At 51.8% G+C, this 19074-nt stretch carries 16 protein-coding genes; 11 read left to right on the top strand and 5 right to left on the bottom strand.

All coding sequences use genetic code 11. The annotated features are described in order from the left end of the window. Positions 1-301: 301 nt before the first annotated feature. Positions 302-1933: a response regulator gene (locus NLX71_RS08940; protein WP_254363265.1), complete on the bottom strand. Its 1632-nt coding sequence runs from the start codon at positions 1931-1933 to the stop codon at positions 302-304. Next, positions 1930-3780, bottom strand: coding sequence for a cache domain-containing sensor histidine kinase (locus NLX71_RS08935; RefSeq protein WP_254363264.1), 1851 nt, complete (start codon positions 3778-3780; stop codon positions 1930-1932). The genes NLX71_RS08940 and NLX71_RS08935 overlap by 4 nt, the downstream gene beginning before the upstream one ends. A 105-nt stretch (positions 3781-3885) precedes the next feature. Between NLX71_RS08935 and NLX71_RS08930 the strand changes: the two genes are divergently transcribed. The 3 genes from NLX71_RS08930 to NLX71_RS08920 all read left to right on the top strand — a co-directional run bounded on the left by NLX71_RS08930 (position 3886) and on the right by NLX71_RS08920 (position 7051). Then, entirely contained in the window at positions 3886-4770 is an 885-nt protein-coding gene (locus NLX71_RS08930; RefSeq protein WP_254363263.1) for a carbohydrate ABC transporter permease, read from the top strand. After that, complete coding sequence (locus tag NLX71_RS08925) at positions 4770-5606, top strand: carbohydrate ABC transporter permease (protein WP_254363262.1); 837 nt, start codon at positions 4770-4772, stop codon at positions 5604-5606. Before NLX71_RS08930 ends, NLX71_RS08925 begins: the two co-directional genes overlap by 1 nt. A 146-nt stretch (positions 5607-5752) precedes the next feature. Then, positions 5753-7051 (top strand): ABC transporter substrate-binding protein, encoded by a 1299-nt coding sequence (locus tag NLX71_RS08920; protein WP_254363319.1) that lies wholly within the window; start codon positions 5753-5755, stop codon positions 7049-7051. A 76-nt stretch (positions 7052-7127) separates the two neighbouring features. Here the strand turns inward: NLX71_RS08920 and NLX71_RS08915 are convergent, their stop codons facing one another. Next, complete coding sequence (locus NLX71_RS08915) at positions 7128-7760, bottom strand: flavin reductase family protein (protein WP_254363261.1); 633 nt, start codon at positions 7758-7760, stop codon at positions 7128-7130. Positions 7761-7893: 133 nt separating this feature from the next. On the opposite strand from NLX71_RS08915, the gene NLX71_RS08910 reads away from it, so the two are divergent. From NLX71_RS08910 to NLX71_RS08885, 6 genes are all read left to right on the top strand, one after another. Continuing rightward, positions 7894-8577, top strand: a complete 684-nt coding sequence (locus tag NLX71_RS08910) for an ArsR/SmtB family transcription factor (RefSeq protein WP_254363318.1) — start codon at positions 7894-7896, stop codon at positions 8575-8577. 239 nt (positions 8578-8816) lie between these two features. Continuing rightward, entirely contained in the window at positions 8817-10109 is a 1293-nt protein-coding gene (locus NLX71_RS08905) for an MFS transporter (protein ID WP_254363260.1), read from the top strand. A gap of 110 nt (positions 10110-10219) precedes the next feature. After that, the gene (locus tag NLX71_RS08900) at positions 10220-10912 is read left to right on the top strand and encodes a response regulator transcription factor (protein ID WP_254363259.1); all 693 of its coding nucleotides are present in this window, start codon (positions 10220-10222) and stop codon (positions 10910-10912) included. Between the two features lie 36 nt (positions 10913-10948). After that, a complete protein-coding gene (locus NLX71_RS08895) occupies positions 10949-12073 on the top strand; it encodes a sensor histidine kinase (RefSeq protein ID WP_254363258.1) in 1125 nt (374 codons plus the stop codon). A gap of 190 nt (positions 12074-12263) precedes the next feature. Next, positions 12264-13481: an ArnT family glycosyltransferase gene (locus NLX71_RS08890; protein WP_254363257.1), complete on the top strand. Its 1218-nt coding sequence runs from the start codon at positions 12264-12266 to the stop codon at positions 13479-13481. 129 nt (positions 13482-13610) lie between these two features. Continuing rightward, positions 13611-14534 (top strand): NAD(P)/FAD-dependent oxidoreductase, encoded by a 924-nt coding sequence (locus NLX71_RS08885; protein WP_254363256.1) that lies wholly within the window; start codon positions 13611-13613, stop codon positions 14532-14534. A gap of 92 nt (positions 14535-14626) precedes the next feature. Here NLX71_RS08885 and NLX71_RS08880 read toward each other — a convergent pair whose 3' ends face one another. Both NLX71_RS08880 and NLX71_RS08875 read right to left on the bottom strand, forming a co-directional pair. Then, the gene (locus NLX71_RS08880; protein WP_254363255.1) at positions 14627-15397 is read right to left on the bottom strand and encodes a polysaccharide deacetylase family protein; all 771 of its coding nucleotides are present in this window, start codon (positions 15395-15397) and stop codon (positions 14627-14629) included. Positions 15398-15457: 60 nt separating this feature from the next. Then, positions 15458-16270 carry a DUF2161 domain-containing phosphodiesterase gene (locus tag NLX71_RS08875; RefSeq protein ID WP_254363254.1) on the bottom strand — a complete coding sequence of 271 codons (813 nt, stop codon included), beginning with the start codon at positions 16268-16270 and terminating at the stop codon, positions 15458-15460. A 167-nt stretch (positions 16271-16437) separates the two neighbouring features. Here NLX71_RS08875 and NLX71_RS08870 point away from each other — a divergent pair, with 167 nt between their 5' ends. Continuing rightward, entirely contained in the window at positions 16438-17382 is a 945-nt protein-coding gene (locus NLX71_RS08870) for a DNA-binding transcriptional repressor DeoR (RefSeq protein WP_254363253.1), read from the top strand. 475 nt (positions 17383-17857) lie between these two features. Continuing rightward, positions 17858-19051: a NupC/NupG family nucleoside CNT transporter gene (locus NLX71_RS08865; protein ID WP_254363252.1), complete on the top strand. Its 1194-nt coding sequence runs from the start codon at positions 17858-17860 to the stop codon at positions 19049-19051. Positions 19052-19074: the final 23 nt, after the last annotated feature.

The raw sequence follows: 19074 nt of genomic DNA, 5'->3' as shown, positions 1-19074 counted from the left end.
GATTGATTCGGAAGCCGAGTCTTTCAACCCGCAGGCGAAGGAAGCGTATGATTAAAGTCCCTTGGTTTTGTCATCATTGTATGAGGCTGTAAGCATCGAGACGATAAACATAAGAAAAACAAGGATCACGATCCAAAATGTGACTGACATGTACTCAGCACCTCCCGCCTATATTATAACCAACCGATTGGCAAAAGAAAACGCTAAATATGTGAATATTACTTGAAAAACAAGAATTGCGTCGCCAGCGGCCGCAGGCGCCCTCCGGCATCGGCCGGCTGGTTGATTATCTGTCCGTCACTCATGGTTGGTTCACCTTCCTGTACTCGTTAGGAGAGACGCCAACCGTCTTCTTGAACACTTTGCTGAAATATTTCTCGTCGTCGTAGCCGACCATGGCTGCGATCTGGGAAATGCGAAGATTCGGGTTCAAAAGCAGCAGCTTCGCTTTATCGATGCGGATGCCGCTGATGTAATCGGATAAATTCACATGAAATTCCTGCTTGAACTTACGGGAAATATATTCGCGGCTCAAGTAAAAATGGTTGGCGATTTCCTGCAGCGTAATGTCCTGATGGTAATGATTCTGAATAAATTTGGCAATTTCAAATATAACGTTGCTATCCTGCCGCTGATGCGACAGCAGCAGCCGCGAGAGCTCGGAAAAGCTGCGGACGAGCTGCTGCTCCCAGCGGTCGAGGGACAGAAAGCCTTCCTCGTCCAGCGGAACGACGAACGACGCGCTGTGCTCCTCCTCGCCGCGGAACCCGTCGCCCTCGAACAGCTCGGCCTGCCAGCGGCTGCGCACCACATTGTACTCATGCCACCAATGTTCCAGTTGCTCCATGTCGATACAATCCAGCTTGCGCACGTTCGCGAACCACGCGGCGACCGCGCGGCGGATCTGCTCCTCGCTGCCGCTTTGCACCGAGAGCCGGATCGGTTCGGCGTAATCCGTAAAAGAAAGCTGCCGGCTGCTTGACGCCGCCGCTGCGGGTCCGGCGATCAGCGTGCGCTTCTCCCGGATCAGCAGATTCCGTCTGCGAAGCACCTGCCTGGCTTCAAGATAGGCGGCCGTCAGTCCTTCGGGAAACAGCTGCACCCGGCTGACGCCCGTATCGAAGGAGCTGCGGAACGTGTCCCGGATGCCTTCCCGAATGCGTTCAAGCAATGCTTGCGTCTGGTCCAGTTCACCGTAAAGCAGCAGGATCGCTTCGCTGTCTCTGTTCCAATACCGGTAGGCGATGCCTTGCCGGGGGCCTCCGGACGCGCGCGCGGACAGCAGCTCGTTGCAGATGTTCGTGAGCGAGAAAAAGAGCAGCTCGTAATCGGCCATAAACTTGTCCTTGAAGCTGAGGCTTATCGTATCCAGGCTCAAGATGGCGATCCGGCACTCTTTTACCGCAGGTCCAAGCCCGAACTCTGCGTCCAAGGCTTTGGCGTGCTGGGCATACAGCTTCGGCTCGGTCAGCAGGTTGGACAATATTTTGTCCCAATAGACCGGCTTCAGCTGATTCATTTCGATATTGCGCGCCTGCTGCAGGCGGCGCTCCGATTCTTCGCGCCGGATGGCGGATACCGCTTTCTCCACCGCGGAAGCCAGTTGCTCGTGATCGATGGGCTTTAAGATGTAATCGACGCCGCCGTATTGAACCGCATGCCGGACAAGCTCGAATTCGTCGTGCCCGCTGATGACGATTGTTTTGCCGGACGGGTATTGGCTTTGCAGCCATTCCATCAGCTCCATACCGCTCTTGACGGGCATCATCATGTCCGTAAAGATGAGCTGCGGCCGATGCTCCTCGATTTGGCGGACGGCATCCAGCCCGTCCTGGGCTTCCAGCACCTGATCGATGCCGAAGTCGCTCCATCGGACGAGCAGCTTGATTGCTTCCCGCACGTGCTTTTCATCATCGACGATGATGGCTTTCATATATCCCCGTTCTCCTTCATATGCATGGGCATGAGGATCGTTACCTTAACGCCGTAAGGCTTATGATGCTCGACCCTCATGTCCGCTTCATGGTTGTAATAGAGCCGCAGACGCGATACCACATTGATCAGTCCGATGCTGTCCTCTTCTTGCAGATGCTCTGATGGCGAACTGAGTTTCGCTTTCAGGCGCTGCAGCTCTTCCTCCGCGATCCCTTTCCCATTGTCCGCCACTGTCACTTCCATGCGTCCGTCTTCCGCCACGCGGCTTGCGATCAGCAATTTTCCCGTATTTTGTCCCGCGTCGAATCCATGCTTAAAGTAGTTTTCCACAATCGGCTGCAGGATCATCTTGGGTACAGGGACCTGAAGGGTGTCTGCGTCAATGTCGTACTCCACGGTTAATTGATGCTCAAAGCGCTGCACTTGCAGCTCCATATAGGAACGGACATGCTTTACTTCGCTGTCAAACGGAACGATGGCAACGCTGGTATTCATGCTGTAGCGCATCATCTTGGCCAGCGACGATAGAAGCGAATAAATCCGCGGCGCATCGTGCTGCAAGGCAAGCGTTCCGATCGATTGCAGCGAGTTGTACAAGAAGTGCGGATTAATTTGCGCCTGTAGCGCCTTCAACTGATTCGTCTTGTTGGCCAGCTCCAGCTTGTACTCCTGCGTGATCAAGTTGTTGATCGTCTGCATCATAATGCGGAAGCGATTCGCGAGAATGCCGAACTCGTCGTTTCCTTTGACGTGAATATCGACCTGCATGTTACCGGATTGAATTTTTCCGATATATCCGATCAGCCTTTTGATCGGCGCAGTAAAGCGGAACGAAATGTACAGCGTGGCCGAAATGACCACCACAAGGAACCCGATCAAAATGAGCGTGTTGATTTCCGTCAGCTGTCTGGCGTTGCTGTACAGCCGGTCATACGGAATCCGCTTGACGAGCGTCCATTCCATATATGGCGTCGTCATGCGCTCGTACAGTTGAATGCCCTTGAATTCGTCGCTGTCCGATTCGAAGCTTCCGCTCGGTTCGGACAAGCTGAGCAGATGGGTCACCCAAGGCTCGTCGATCCGGGTTCCGGCCGCCCCAGGGCCGTAAACAACGCGGCCTTGATTGTCCAAAATATAAAGCTGCTCTTCCCCCTGTTGATAAAGCTGCTCGCAGATGGAAGAGAGCATGCCCATGTTAAAGTCTATGGATAAAATGCCGAAGTTTTTCATGGTCACGGCATTGACAACCTTCCGGTGCAGGCTGATCGCGGGAGACGGAGGCAACGGGCCGAAGCCGCTCGTGCCGTACCAATGGCTCAGGTGCGTCGGCTCCAAAGTGACATTCTCCGTCCAACTGACGGGGGGAATGAATTTCGGCTCGTTCGTTTCGTTGCGGTAAATGTTCCCTTGGGTCCACAGGTACGATTTATCCGTTTCGGCGATGTACAAGTATACCTGCTGGATATCCTTCACGGTATTAGCGATGCTCTGGAGGCCCCGGACGATTTCGTTGCGGCTCGTGTAATCGGAAGCCCCGGCTTCGATCGCTCCATAAAAATCAATATCGTTATACACCGTGAGCGAGGCCTGATGAATGCCGTTCAAATAATTAATAATGTTCGTTTTGCCTTGATAGATCAGGTTGGAATTCGTCTGGAGCGTTTCCCGGGTTATATTTTGCTTCGTAAAATAGTACGTCATGACGATGGAAGTGGAAATCGGCAATATGGTGGCCGCAAGTAGAAACACAATCAGTTTATTCCGGATGCTGTTACGGATCATCGCGATTCCCTCCATGCAAAAGTCGGCGCCATTATTGTACCAGTTGAGGTCAATAAATTCCACCTGATACGTCACCAGAGTGCGTGTTCTTTGCTTTTTGAGGCTTATATACTGGGGGTATACTTTCAGCTTGGCCTGCAAATGGTAAGAAATAAAGGGGGAAAATCCATGAAAACGAAACAGCGGCTATCCGGCACGCTCCAGCAATTCGTCTTTGTCGGCCCGGCCTTTCTGTTCTTCAGCCTCATTGTCCTTGTTCCGTTTCTGATGAGCATGGTTTATTCGTTTACGGAATGGAACGGGGTCACGTCGAACGTCAAATGGATCGGCCTCGACAATTTCAAAACGATCCTGACGGCGGATCAAGATTTCCATAAAGCGTTCTGGTTTACGACGCGGTTCACCATGACGAACGTCCTGCTGGCGAATCTGCTCGGCTTCGGTCTGGCGCTGCTGCTGTCCCAGGCGCTCAAAACGCGGAACGTGCTGCGGACGGTCTTCTTCCTGCCGAATGTCATCGGCGGGCTGCTGCTCGGCTTCATCTGGCAATTTATTTTCATCAAAGGGTTCTCGACCATTGGCGAGCTGACCCAAATCGCCTTCTTCCAGCTTCCGTGGCTCGGGGATGCCCCGACGGCGTTCTGGGGACTCATTATCGTCAGCGTATGGCAGACGGCCGGTTATTTGATGGTCATTTATATCGCCGGTTTGGCGAACGTGCCGAAGGAGCTGACGGAAGCGGCGACCATCGACGGGGCCACCCGCTGGCAGGCGCTGCGCCACATTACGATCCCGATGATTATGCCATCGGTTACCGTGTGCTTGTTTCTGACGATCTCCTGGGCGTTCAAAATGTACGATCTGAACGTATCCTTGACGCAGGGCGGACCGTTCAACTCGACGCAATCCGTGGCGCTCAATGTTTATGAAGAAGCGTTCCGCAACAACCGTTACGGCTTAGGAACGGCGAAGGCCTTTATTTTCTTTATCGTGGTGGCGCTCATTACGCTCATTCAAGTGTCCGTCACGAAGAAAAAGGAGGTTGAAGTGTAATGGATACGTCCAAAAGTTATAATCTGCGCATCTTCATTCTGGAACTGTTAGCCATTGTGCTTGCCCTGCTTTTCCTCGTGCCGTTCTATTTCGTTATCGTCAACTCGATGAAATCGTTCGGAGACCTGCTGGTCAATTCGGCGAATCTGCCGAAATCGCTTAACTTTGACAACTACGTCAAAGTGTGGGACATCATGAACTTTCCGAAAGTGTTTACGAACTCGCTGATTATTACCGTTTTCAGCAACCTGGGGCTTGTGGTGATCGGTTCCATGGCTGCTTACCGGCTGGTGCGGTTCCCGTCGAAGTTCAACAATCTGCTGTTCCTCGCCTTCGTGGCGGCGATGGTTATCCCGTTCCAGTCGATCATGATCCCGCTCGTCAAGGTGGCAAGCTCCGTCGGCTTAATGGACAGCAAGCTCGGACTGATCTTCTGTTACTTCGGCTTCGGAATTTCGCTGACCGTATTTTTGTATCACGGCTTCATCAAGGCTATTCCCCGGGAAATCGAGGAATCCGCCACCGTAGACGGTTGCAGCCCCTACGGCGTGTTCTGGAAAATTATTTTTCCGCTGCTGAAGCCGATGAGCGTCACGGTTATACTGCTCAACAGCTTGTGGATTTGGAACGACTTCCTGCTGCCGCTGCTCGTGCTGAACAGCCCGGACCTGCGGACGATTCCGCTGGCCACCTATTCGTTCTTCGGCCAATATACGAAGCAATGGGATATGGCGCTTGCCGCGCTCGTACTCGGCGTGATTCCGATGGTCGCCTTCTTCCTGTCGATGCAGCGGTTTATTATCGAAGGGATTACGGCCGGATCGGTCAAAGGCTGATAAGCATGGTTATGTAAGCGGTTGTTCAAAATGTTCCACCTTTTCGTTCAATATAGTACGTGTTCGAAAGACGGGGCATTTTATACAATACATTTGAAACGAACAGACAAACAGCAGTACGAAATAAGGGAGGTTACATTATGAAAATGAACAAGGTTGCGAGCGCCGGCATGGCGGCGGTTATGCTGATGTCGCTCGTCGCGGGCTGCGCGAAGAAAGAGGAAGCGCCAAGCGGAACGAACGCCGGAGGCGGTGCGGCTGGCGGCAAAAATGTTACCCTGAAAATGTTCCAATTCAAGGTCGAAATTGCAGAACCGCTTGCCAAGCTGAAGGCCGAGTACGAGAAACAAAACCCGGGCGTCAAAATCCAAATCGATACGGTCGGCGGCGGTGCAGACTACGGCGCGGCGCTGATGGCGAAGTTCAACTCCGGGGACAAGCCGGACATTTTCAACAACGGCGGCTTTTCCGATTTGGACAAGTGGATTGAGCATTTGGAAGACTTGTCCGACCAGCCTTGGGTGAAGGATCTGGTGCCGGTCTCCAAAGAGCCAATGACCAAAGATGGCAAGCTGTACGGCCAGCCGCTTAACCTGGAAGGCTACGGCTTCCTGTATAACAAAGACTTGTTCGCCCAAGCCGGTATCACCGAGCTGCCGAAAACGTTGACGCAGCTTGAAGACGCGGCGAAGAAGCTGCAAGCCAAAGGTGTTACGCCGTTCGTGGACGGCTACGCTGAATGGTGGGTGCTCGGCAACCACTTCGTGAACTTGCCGTTCGCTTATCAGAAAGATCCGAACGCGTTCATTAATGGCCTGAACAAAGGCACGGCGAAAATTCCAGGCGACCCGGTGTTCGAAAATTGGGTGAAGCTGTTCGATCTGCAGCTCCAGTACGGCAACAAGAACCCGCTGCAAACCGACTATAAAACGCAGGTGACCGAGTTTGCTACCGGCAAAGCGGCGATGACGCAGCAGGGCAACTGGACGCAATTGCAGCTGACGCAAACGAACCCGAACCTGAAGGTCGGCTTCCTGCCGATGCCGATTTCCGACGATGCTGCGGCGAACGACAAGCTGCTGGTCGGCGTGCCGAACAACTGGGTTATCAATAAAAATTCCCCGAACAAAGAAGAAGCGAAAAAGTTCCTGAACTGGCTCGTGACTTCGGATATGGGTAAAAAGTATATGGTGGAAGAGTTCAAGTTCATCCCGGCCTTCACCAACATCCAAGGCGACGAGAAAATTCTCGGACCACTCGCTGCCGATCTGATGAAATACAGCAAAGAAAACAAAACGTTAAGCTGGAACTGGTTTAAATTCCCGGGCGGCGAAGCGTCCAGCAAAAAGTTTGCTTCCACGATGCAGGCCTATGTCGCGAAGCAAAAAACGAAGGATCAAATGCTGACGGAATTCCAGCAAACTTGGGATAGCCTGAAGAAATAAGATGGTAAAAAAGTCAAGGCATCTGCCCTCGCGGGCGGTGCCTTGACTTTTTTGTGCTTTGGCGGAATGTCTGGCGCTAGATTTCGGCGCGGTAATTATTGCCCAGGCGATCGCCGAGCCCGAAGTAATGACGGAAGTTGTAGATCAGCGGGTTCCAGCGGGAAGGGTCGATATGATCGCTGCCCGTCTTCTTCACGATATCCGGGTGAGCGTGGATTTGCACCGCTTCGGTTTCGACGATGGCAAACATCGGCGCATAGTCCGGGAACGTGATCTTCTTGACGGTGCATTCGATTTGCAGCGGGCATTCCGTGATTCGCTGCGGTTTAACGGACAGCGAATCGGCCGGTGTAAGCCCGGCTGCGGTGAATTTATCCGGCTCGTAGCGGTAACCCATCTGCGCTTTGTAGTCCGGCACCGGATGTTTTCCGGTGAGCGCGCCCAGCTTTTCGACCTGCTGCCACATGGCGGCGTCGGGAACGTTGACGACCAGCTCCGGCGTCCGCTGCAGGTTGTCGATGCCTTGGCCGCCAAAGCCCATGCCGAGCACCAGATAATGTCCGAGCGCCCAGGACGAAGAAAGGGGGCTGATGTTGGTCGTCCCGTCTTCGTTCAGCGTCGTAGCGAGAATAACGGGCATGCCGTAGTATAAGATTTTTGGCTGAATGTTCAAGTGGCTTGCTTCCGTAGGGGATACTTTCGTGTTCATGCTTCATTACCTCCGATGGTTGTCATAGTCCGATAGGAAATGCAGGATATCTGCTCCTAACTCATTGTAAATCATCGACGTTTCCATTATCATCGAAATGTGGAATGCAATGAAAAGGAGGCTTACGATGAGCCTGAATCGGAATGTATCATCCATCGCTTCGCTGATTAGCGACCCGTCCCGGGCGGCCATCCTGTTGCATCTGCTGGACGGCCGCTGCCATCCGGCCGGGGATTTGGCAGCTGCAGCAGGAATTACGCCGCAAACCGCCAGCTTCCATTTGGCCAAAATGGCGGAGATCGGAATGGTAACGGTAGAAAAGCACGGCCGGCACCGGTATTACCGGATCGCACAGGCGAGCGATGCGGAAATGATCGAGCAACTGCTTTCGTTTGCCGGGCCGGCGCCTGTCGTCTCGTTACGGCAATCGGACCAAATGAAAAAGCTGCGCCACGCCCGGATGTGCTACGACCATTTGGCAGGGGAAGCTGCGGTACGCATGACGGAATCGCTGCTAAGGGCAGGACATTTGCAGAAAGACGGCTTGCAGCTTCACATTACGGCTTCCGGCGAAACATTTTTTGCGGATTTCGGCTTAGATTTGCCACAGCTTCGCAAGAAGCGGCGGGCTTTCTCCCGCTGCTGTCTCGATTGGACGGAGCGCGAGCACCATTTGGCCGGTGCACTCGGGCAAGGGCTGACTGAGCGGATGCTTGCTATGGATTGGTTTCGCCGGGAGGAGCAAAGCCGTGCCGTGCGAATCACGCAGGAAGGAAAGCAAGGCATAGCGGAGCGATTTGGAATTCGGTTGGAATAAACCGGTGGCCGGTACAGCGGTGCATCCAACCGACAAGGGACGGGGAAAAGGCTAATAACGAGAGGTTGACCGAGGCCTCCTCCCGCTGCTGGCGAAAATTGACCGGATACGCTTGCAATCGCGCTTGTTTGCGGTTTCACAAACGGCTGTCCTCGCTGATACAATGGTCGTAAAATCGATGTTGAGCGAACGGAGGGCAGGGGCCTTCCTGTTTGCCGGGAGAGGCGGTCCAGGCTCGGATGGGGTTACGACTCGGAGAAGCGGTCAGGCATTGGGCGGAATCGCGGAAGACGGCGGTACCGGAAGAAAAGAGGCTGTCGGCCGAGGCCGTCGCCTCGCTCTTTATTCATTTTTGCTTTCAGTTCGGAGCTTCGATGTCGGGTGTCTTTTTGACGCTGTACTTGTGGCGGCTGACCCATAGCCTCGAAATTAACGGAGCATACTATGCGATTAACTACGCGGTGGCGCCGCTGGCATTCGCGCTTGGCGGCTGGATGATCAAGCGCAAGGACCGCATGGTTACGTACCGGATGGGCATTGCGATGATTGCGCTGTTTTATTTGTCCGTTGTCTTCTCCGGGGAGCTGGTGGTTCAATATTATGTGCTCTTTGCCGTGCTGAACGGCATCGCGAGTTCGTTTTATTGGGTGGGTTATCTGACCTTGATGTATGACGTGACAACGGACCGCAACCGTATCCGTTTTCTCGCGATCAATATGATCACGTTTACGCTCGGCGGGCTGATCGGACCGGCCTTGGCCGGATTTCTCATTCGGCAATTCGAGGGCTTGCAGGGCTACACGATCGTTTTCGGCATCTCGTTCCTCATGTTTTTGCTGGCAGCGCTCGGCAGCTTCAAGATCCCGATGAAAGCTTCGCACCATAAAGCGTATTATTTGAAATACGTCGGCCTGCTGATGCGCAAAAACCGGGAATGGACCTATTCGCTAATCGCTTTTTCGGTTACGGGTCTGTTTCAGGGATTGATGCTGTTTTTGCCGAACATTTTGCTTTTTCAGATCGTCGGACGGGAAGATTTGGTCGGCTACCTGGGGGTACTGTACGCCAGTGTCGGTATCGGCACGGGGATGTTCATTTCCCGTTACGGCACCGAATCCAAGGCGAAGGCCTTTATGTTCATCTCCACCATAGGGTTCGTGATCGGCACGGCGTTCATTTTATGGAAACTGACGCTGGGCACCGTAATCGCTTTTATGATCATTTATTCCATCTGCGCGCCGCTGCAGGGCAACACGATTACATCGTACTACTACCGCCTGATCGGCGTGCTGCCGCTCAAGGGCCAGCTTCGCGTCGAGTCGGTCGTGATGCGCGAGACGTTCTTGAACGGGGGGCGCGTCGTATCGATCGGCCTGCTTGTCTGGCTTACAAGCGTCGCAGGCAGCGAGGTAATTCCTTGGGTGCTGGCGGCAACGGCCGCGCTGCAAATCGGGCTGGTCTGGCTGCTGAGCCGACGCGCGGATGAAGAGCCACCTTTGGGTGAACGCTTTTCGAAAAATGTTCCACGATAACCCCCTTGGCGCCGATTGTCGCAATCACTAACGTGGGGATTCGCCTCCTCTTGAGAATTGATGTATGATATGGTTTTAGATCATGGTTTTGAGAGCAAGGAGGATGACCCATGTTCAGAGGCACCATTCTTTTGGTTGACGACGAGAAGGAGATTACGAATCTTCTGGAAATTTACTTAAAAAATGAAGGATATAATTTATTAATCGCAGGCGACGGCGTCGAGGCTTTGGAGCTTTTGCAGACGCACAGCGTCGATCTAATCATTCTGGACGTGATGATGCCGCGGATGGATGGTATTGAAGCCTGCATGAAAATACGGGAAGAAAAACAAATGCCGATCATCATGCTTTCCGCGAAAGGTCAGGAAATCGATAAAATTACAGGCCTGAGCATCGGGGCGGACGATTATGTCGTCAAGCCGTTCAGTCCCTTGGAAATGATCGCTCGGGTTAATTCGCAGCTTCGCCGGTTCAGGCAGTTCAATGCGAACCATGCCAAAAACGAGAATGAAATTATCATCGATGACCTCGTTATCAATTTGTTAACGCATAAAGTGGTTCTCGGTCATAATCCGATCCGGTTGACGCCGCGCGAATTCGCCATTTTGCAGGTACTTGCCCAAAACCGCGGCAGCGTGCTGAGCATGGAGCAAATTTACGAATCCGTATGGGATGAGCCTTTCTATGAATCGAACAATACCATTATGGTTCACATCCGCAAAATCCGGGAAAAACTCGAAAAAGATCCGAGCTCACCGCAGTATATCAAAACCGTATGGGGAATCGGTTATATTATAGAATAATAAGCGGCAAATACTATCGTTGGACGGGGATTGGCTATGAAGTTTAATTTCATCTACACCATGCGTTGGAAGTTTCTTTCTGTATTCGCGCTCAGTATTGCCTCTGCTTCCGTTACCGCATTTATAGGCTATCGATTGGGGCTTAAGCTGGTAGATGTGGAGCCGTTCGATACCCCGATCAAATGGGTCGTCAATCATATCGGCTCCCTGCCCGTTCTGGTTGCAGTCGGCATTCTGCTGTTCCTGATTTATTTCTTCCTATTCAGCAGAAAAATGTTCGATTATTTGGAGGAGATTACACGGGGGCTTCAGGAAATATCGCAAGGAAATTTGTCGTATGAGATTACGACCCAATCTTCGGACGAGCTGGGAGCTTTGGCTGTTCATTTCAACCGGATGACGAAGAAACTGCGAAAATCGATTGAAGAAGAACGAAAGGCCGAAAGAACCAAAAATGAATTGATCACCGGGGTATCGCACGATCTGCGCACTCCGCTCACCTCGGTTCTCGGGTATTTGGAGCTGATTGAGACGGACCGCTATAAAGACGAGGTGGAACTTCGGTATTACACAAAAATCGCCTATGAAAAAACGAAAAATTTAAAAAAGCTGATCGATCATCTTTTCGAATATACATCACTGAGCGACGAAGGCATCAAGCTTCATATGAAAAAAGTGAACATCATCGGCTTCCTGAAACAATTGACGGAGGAATTTAACCCCCAATTCAAAAAAGCCGGTATGTCGTGCAGGTTGGCCTCTGGAGATGACAGCATCTATGTGGAAGCCGACGGCCGCCAATTGATGCGCGCTTACGAGAACATAATTTCCAATGCAATCCGCTACGGCAGCGGCGGCAAATACATCGATATTCGGATCGGCAGTACGGGCGGCGAGGCTGTCGTAGAAATCATCAATTACGGGGAAGCCATTCCGGAAAGGGACTTGCCTTATGTATTCGAACGGTTTTACCGCGCGGACAAATCCCGGTCTTCGCAAAACGGTGGAACCGGATTGGGACTGGCCATCACCAAAAGTATTATTGAACTTCACGGAGGACGCATATCCGTACGCAGTGACCGGAGAGAAACCGCATTTGAAACCAGACTTCCTCTATATCAAGTTTCCTCACAAGAACCGCAAATAAAAAAAGACCGTTAATCGGTCTTTTTTATTTGCGGTTTGCTTAATTTTCATTAAGAATCATTTAAGGGTTCCGTAATCGTCCGGCTAACATGCCGTAACATTTCGTAATTATACTGGATTACAGCAGAAGAAAGGAGCAACAATATATTGATGAAGTGGCTGCTTGAGTTAATTATTATAAAAAGAAGCCAAAATGGAGGATTTAATGAGACAGGATAAAAATTCTATGAGTTATAAACGGATCATTCATTGGGCGTGTTTTGCTCTTATTTTAATTCTTGCTTTGTATCTTCGTGTTAAATTTGTTCAAAGTGTTTCACATGAAATGTCACTAGATGCAGAGAATTATTCTAAGTTGGCCCGCCAATTAATCGAAAAGGGATTTTATGGGTATAACAGTACAACTCCAAACGCGTATGTTACGCCAGGTTATCCGCTTTTTGTCGCCCTAAATTACATCATAGCTGAAAAATTGAATTGGAATCCTCTTGCTTTGACTCGATATGTTCAAATATTGCTGAGTATGTGTACGCTTGTAATGATTTATGGCTTAACACGAAAGCTGGCAAAAAACGGGTTAGTAGCTCTTCTAACGGTATTTGTTACAGCGATTTATCCACCTTTCATATGGGCAAACGGTGCAGTTTTAACTGAAGTTCTTGGCACTTTCTTTTTTATGGGATATATACTTTGGCAGCTTTACGCATTTGATTCATCTTCTCGGCGTCATTCACTTATTTCAGGTATTTTAATGGGTCTTACTGTATTGGTACGCCCCGAGTTTTTACCCGTTATTTTCGTACTCTATGCAATAAGGTGGTGGCAGCAACGAGATCGACGAGTCGGGATCATGTTATTATGGAGTTTGCTCGGAATTGTGTTGGTACTTTCACCTTGGTGGATTCGCAATGCCGTAACGTTGCATGAATTCATTCCGCTCGCTACTCAAACAAATCCACTTATGGCTGGAACATTCCCATATAATAATTACGAAGATAACATGGTCGATCGTACTGGAAAAACCGAAATGGAAATTACAAAGGAACGGCTAATTGTCGGTTTTACCCAATATCCGGGCCTTTTCCTATGGTGGTATACATTTGGAAAGTTGGAATATCTGTATTCCCAAATGTATTATGGAGGGGGCCATGCACCGTTATACAACGTTATTCCGTTGTCAGATATGCTACATGATGCTATTGTCTGGTTTGGAGCAGCAGCGATCCTGATTTCGTTCCTTCGATGGAAAGAACAAAAAATAATGCTTGCAGCTGTGATTATTACAATGTCATTGATCCGCTTAGCTTTCGTACCTGAATATCGATATAATTTTTCGGTTATGCCCCTATTCATTGTCTTGGCCAGTACAACGGGTTATCAACTATACGGTTTGATCCGAAACAGGATTGAAAGGAAAACCTAATAAAAATATGACCTCAGCTTCCTCTTGATTGAAGAGGAAGCTTTTTTCATACTCCTTAGGAAACGGATGGAATGGAATCTTGGACAGCGGGGGGATGCTAAGGTAACGAATAACAAAGGGGCGTAGATCATGTACGATTGCATCGTCGTCGGAGGGGGCATCGCTGGCTTGCAGGCGGCCATTCAGCTTGGACGATACCGGCATCGCGTGCTGGTGATCGACAAAGGGCGAGGACGCTCAACGCTGTGCCGCAGCTACCACAACGTGCTCGGTTGGCCCGATGGAGTCTCCGGCCAAGAGCTTCGCAATCTCGGACGGCAGCATGCCGAGCAGCTCGGGGTGGAATTTCGCCGCGATGAGGCTGTAGCGGCGGCAAAGAACGGCAGCGGATTTCGAATCGCGCTTGCCGATGGGGGCGGAGCCGTCCACACCGAGACGCTGCTTGCGGCAACCGGCGTACTGGACCGCTTCCCGCCACTGCCCGGGCTGGAAGAACGGCTTGGTATCAGTATTTACGTGTGTCCTGACTGCGACGGCTACGAAGTCTCCGGGAAGCTGACCGTAGTGATGGGATCGGGCGATACGGGAGCGGGAATGGCGCTTGCTCTGCGCTATTGGACCGACCGGATTATTTACGTTAATCACGAACGGCAAGCGGTGGGCAGCGGGTATGCGGACAAGCTGATGGAAGCGGGCATAACGCATGTTGAAGCGGAAATTGCCGAGGTGATCGGAGGACCGGATGCCCGGTTCGACGGCGCACGTTTGTCGGATGGCCGGACGATCGAGGGAGAGCGCGGCTTTATCGCTTTTGGCGGCAACGAAGTGCACACCGGATGGACGGCGGCGCTCGGTATCGAACGGCTGGAGAACCGTCATATCGTCACCGATCCACGCACCAAGATGACGAACGTTCCCGGCGTCTGGGCGGCGGGGGATATCGGAGTACACTCGGAGCAGGTCACGATCGCGATGGGCGAGGGCTCGCAGGCGGCGATATGGATTCATAAAGAGCTGTTAAAGAGGAAAGCGAACACCGCGGTCTTCGTTTAAGTCACGGCGCATAAGTAGAGGGACCAAAGCCGTTTCCATTTAGGGGATCGCTCTGGTCCCTTGCGTTTGCTTCCCGGTCATGGAAGGGGAAGTCAAGATTTGGACGGCTCCAGCAGTTGCTTCCAGGCTTTCATCGATGCTTCTCCGTTGACGAACAGACGTTTTAACTTGAGCCGGTCCTGATCGGACGAAGCCCACCCCTGATCGATGGTGAACGCATATCGAAATTTATTCTCTTTTAACAAATTCAAGGTTGTCCGGTTGGACTCGCCATACGGATAACAAAAAATATCGGCCGTTGTGCCGAGCTGTTTCTCGATCAGCCGCTTGGATTCGGTCATTTCATACGCTTGCTTCTTGGCATTCAGCTTCGGCAAGTGCAGGTGGCTCATGCTGTGCGGCTGAATGTTCCAACCGGCCTCTTTCATCGTTTTGACCTGCTCCCAATCCAAATAATAACCGTCGCCTACAAACCCCGGGACCATAAATAATGTGGCGTGAAATTTCAACTTTTTGAGCAGCGGATAAGCGTGTTCGTAGTTGTCTGCATAGCCGTCGTCAAACGTGAGCAGGATCGGTCTTTCCGGCGGTTTTTGTTTGCCTTCGAGGATATCGGTGAATTGCTGGAGCGTGAGCGTCGTGTAGCCTTCGTCAGCCAAGTAGCGCATCTGCGCTTCGAATTTGTCCGGTGCGATGGTCGCCCGGTTGCCGGGATCGACGGTAATGCTGTGGTAGTTGAGCACGGGAATGCGAATGGAAGAAGCGGCTTGCGCAGGCAGTGATAGGGCAGGGGTGAAAAGTGACAATGTCGACGCAAGCACAGCAAGACATAACGCGAAGAGAACCCGAACGAACGGTTTCATGGCGCACGTCCTTTCTGCACGGTAGTCTATCACTCTATACATACCCGCTGCCCGAACGATTTATGCATTTTGCAGGACATGGACTTGGGGGGCTTCGGCGGTATCCGCCGCCGCTTCCATGTTTTTGGGCTGCGCTTCCGCCCCTGCGGCCGGGATGTAAGCCTCTACGACGTGGGCAAAAGTTTGCAGCGCCGCTTCTCCTTGCGGGGTGAGCTTGTATACGCCGCGGGCTACGCGTTCGAACCACAGGTATACGTTTTTCTGGAGCATGCCTGCGGCTTGGGCATTGCCTGTCAGGTCGCGCAACTGTTTGGGGCTCATGGGGCCATGGGTGTGCAGCAGCGCCGCGAGATGAAGCGACTTTTCGCGGTAAGCGGTGACGAGCTTTCGCTTGGTGCTGCCGCCGACGTTATAATCGGCCCGGCGTTCCTGAAATTCCCGCATCAGCTTGCCGGCCGCATATTTGTTATGTCTGGGCATTTTGAACGGCATCGCGAGCCCGGACCCGTCCGGCGGATGACATTCGACCTCGACCCGTGGCTTGCGCGTTTTATAGAACTGCACGACGATCATGCCGAGGCCGAGCATGCCGCACAGTCTGCGGAGCTCCGGCCAACTGGCGCCATGCGGGGCGCGTCCTTTGGCCGGCCGTTCGAATGCGACGTATACGAAACGACTGATCCGCAGACGGTCGATCGCTTGCAGCAGGAGCGGGACCGAGAAGCTTTTTTTCAGTTCGACGATGACCGGAGGCTCCTCTCCGCGGATGGCGACCAGATCGCAATGACGCACCTCGCCGCGCACGGTGTACCCAAGCTGCTCCAAGTGGGCTTTAACGGGGGCGTACAGCTCCGTTTCACTTTTGATAGCCAAGGGGCCGCGCCTCCTTTTTTGCTTGTGGTGATAGGGTAGGGTTATTATACCATACCTTGAACGGAGGAAAGGACCGTACCGCATTTTCGAGCTAAACGCTTGCGGTGCGGCGGACATTTGTGTCACAATACATGGTAAAGTGTTCAGGGATGGAGATCGGGGGCTTTATGGAACAAGTGAAGCTGAAAAAAATGATCGAGGCCGCCAAGCTATACTATTTGCTGGATTATAGCCAACAGGATATCGCGAACAAGCTGGAGGTTTCCCGGCCGACCGTCTCCCGTCTGCTGCAGCAGGCCAAAGAGGAAGGAATCGTCGAGATTCGCATCTCGGACCCGACCGAGGACCGCAAAATTTTGAGCGAGCAGTTGGAAGAGAAGTTCGGACTGAAGCGGGCGCTGGTTGCGTCCATCCCGTTGTTCGAGGATCATGTGATCAAGCAGTATTTGGGCAAGCTGACGGCGGATTATTTGAGGGAAATCGTCCAGGACGGCGACATTATCGGCACCATCTGGGGGACGACCATTTACCAGGTGGCGACGCATCTGGAGCATAAAGCGCTGAAGGACGTCCGAATCGTCCAGCTGAAAGGCGGCGTCAGCCATTCCGAGAAGAAGACCTACGCCTCGGAAACGCTTCATTTGTTCGGGATGGCATTCGATGCGACGCCTTACCAGCTGCCGCTGCCGGCCATCGTCGACCACGTGGTGGTGAAGCAGGCGATTGAGGCGGACCGCCATATCCGGAAGCTGCTTGACATGGGAAAGCAGGCGAATATCGCTTTGTTCACGGTAGGCGTGCCAAGGACGGGTTCGCTGCTGTTCCAGCTCGGCTATTTCACGGAGCAGGATATGCAGCTGATCGCCGACCATGCGGTAGGGGATATCGCTTCCCGGTTCTTCGATAAGAACGGCGCCATTTGCAACGAGACGCTGAATGCCCGCACGATTGGGATTGAGCTGCACGAGCTCAAGACAAAAGACCAGTCGATTCTCATCGCAGGCGGCTTGAAAAAAGTCGAAGGCATCCGCGGCGCATTGAAAGCGCAGTATGCCAATGTGCTGGTAACAGATCAATATACGGCCAAAATATTGCTGGAGCAAGAAGGATAACGCAATTGATCAGATTCGATATCCCGCTAAAGGGGTAAGGAACCGTCCGGGCATAAGCTTGGATGGTTTCTTTTCTTCTAATCGAAGAACGAATGTGAATGATAAACCATACAAATGATCGAGAAGCAGGGGATTTGGAACCGTAATCAGGAAGCTAACAATAAGAATCACAAAGTTATTCCACAATCTGTTCAAAATTGCTTTGTTGGAAAGAACAGAGGTTCATTAATATGTTTACATTTGTTCAAACGCTTGTTATAGTTAAATTGTAGTCGAAGCCGCTTCGAAACAAATCGGATTTAAAGCACATAAAAACTTCATGGCAAAGGAAATGCTAAAAATGGCAGCATCGTACAGACCCGTTGTTCCATCTTCGTGTTCGATGTTGAAGTTTTTTTGCATTGATTGCTAACGCTTTCAAACAACAATTAATTTCTCTTTACGTGCCAAATTAGACGAGGCTGGAGGAATTCCAATGAAATTTTTATTTGTAGTGACCGGATTGCTGCTGGTGTTTGCAGTGGGGTATTTGTTCAGCAACAACCGGAAAGGAATTCGCAGCAGACCGATTCTGGCTATGCTCGTTACGCAAATTGTGCTGAGCTTCATCATATTGAATACGAAGATCGGTCTGGAACTGATCACATTCGTCTCCCAATTGTTCAACAAGCTGATGGAATTCGGGGTAGGCGGCGTCAACTTCGTGTTCGGCGGCTTGGAAAATCAGGGCGCTTCCACCTTTTTCATCAACGTGCTGCTGCCAATCATATTTATTTCGATTCTGATCGGCATCCTGAACTATGTGAAGGTGCTGCCGTTCGTCATCAAATATGTAGGGCTGGCGCTCAGCAAATTGAACGGCATGGGCCGGCTGGAAAACTATGTGGCGGTTTCCGCCGCACTGCTCGGTCAATCGGAAGTTTTCCTGACGACGAAGAAGCAGCTCAACCAGGTCACGAAGCAGCGGCTGTACACGCTTTGCACATCGGCGATGAGCGCGGTCAGCATCTCGATCGTCGGAGCATTCATGACGATGCTTGAACCGAAGTACGTCGTGGTCGCCATCGTGCTGAACATTTTCTCAGCGCTGATTGTCGCCAACATTATTAACCCGTACAAGCTCGATCCGGAGGAAGAAAAAGCGACGGTAGTGGCCGACGAGGAGCATCATCCGAAGGAATCGTTCTTCCAGATGATCAGTGAAAGCATCATGGACGGCTTCAAAGTGGCGATTATCGTGGGCGCGATGCTCATCGGTTTTATCGCTTTGATGAATATGATCAACTACGTATTCGATCTGATCTTCCACATTTCGTTCCAATCCGTGCTGGGGTATATTTTCGCACCGGTTGCGTTCGTAATGGGCATTCCATGGAGCGAAGCCGTGCAGGCGGGAGGCATCATGGCGACGAAGCTTGTGACCAACGAATTCGTTGCGATGCTCAGCTTCAAGGATATCGCTTCGGGTTTGTCGGTCCGTACGGCCGGGATTGTCTCGGTGTTCCTGGTCAGCTTTGCAAATTTCAGCTCCATCGGCATTATCACCGGCGCGGTGAAAGCGCTGAACGACAAGCGGGGAGACGAGGTCGCGCAGTTCGGCTTAAAGCTGCTGCTCGGCTCGACGCTGGCCTCGATTTTGTCGGCCACGCTCATCGGGCTGTTCCTATAAAATATTCGATGACTATACTAAAC

Origin of the sequence: Paenibacillus sp. MZ04-78.2 (assembly GCF_024213375.1) — a bacterium.
GTDB lineage: Bacteria > Bacillota > Bacilli > Paenibacillales > NBRC-103111 > Paenibacillus_G.
The sequence above is the reverse complement of the archived record's forward strand: the minus strand, read 5'-3'. Positions and strand labels throughout refer to the sequence as shown.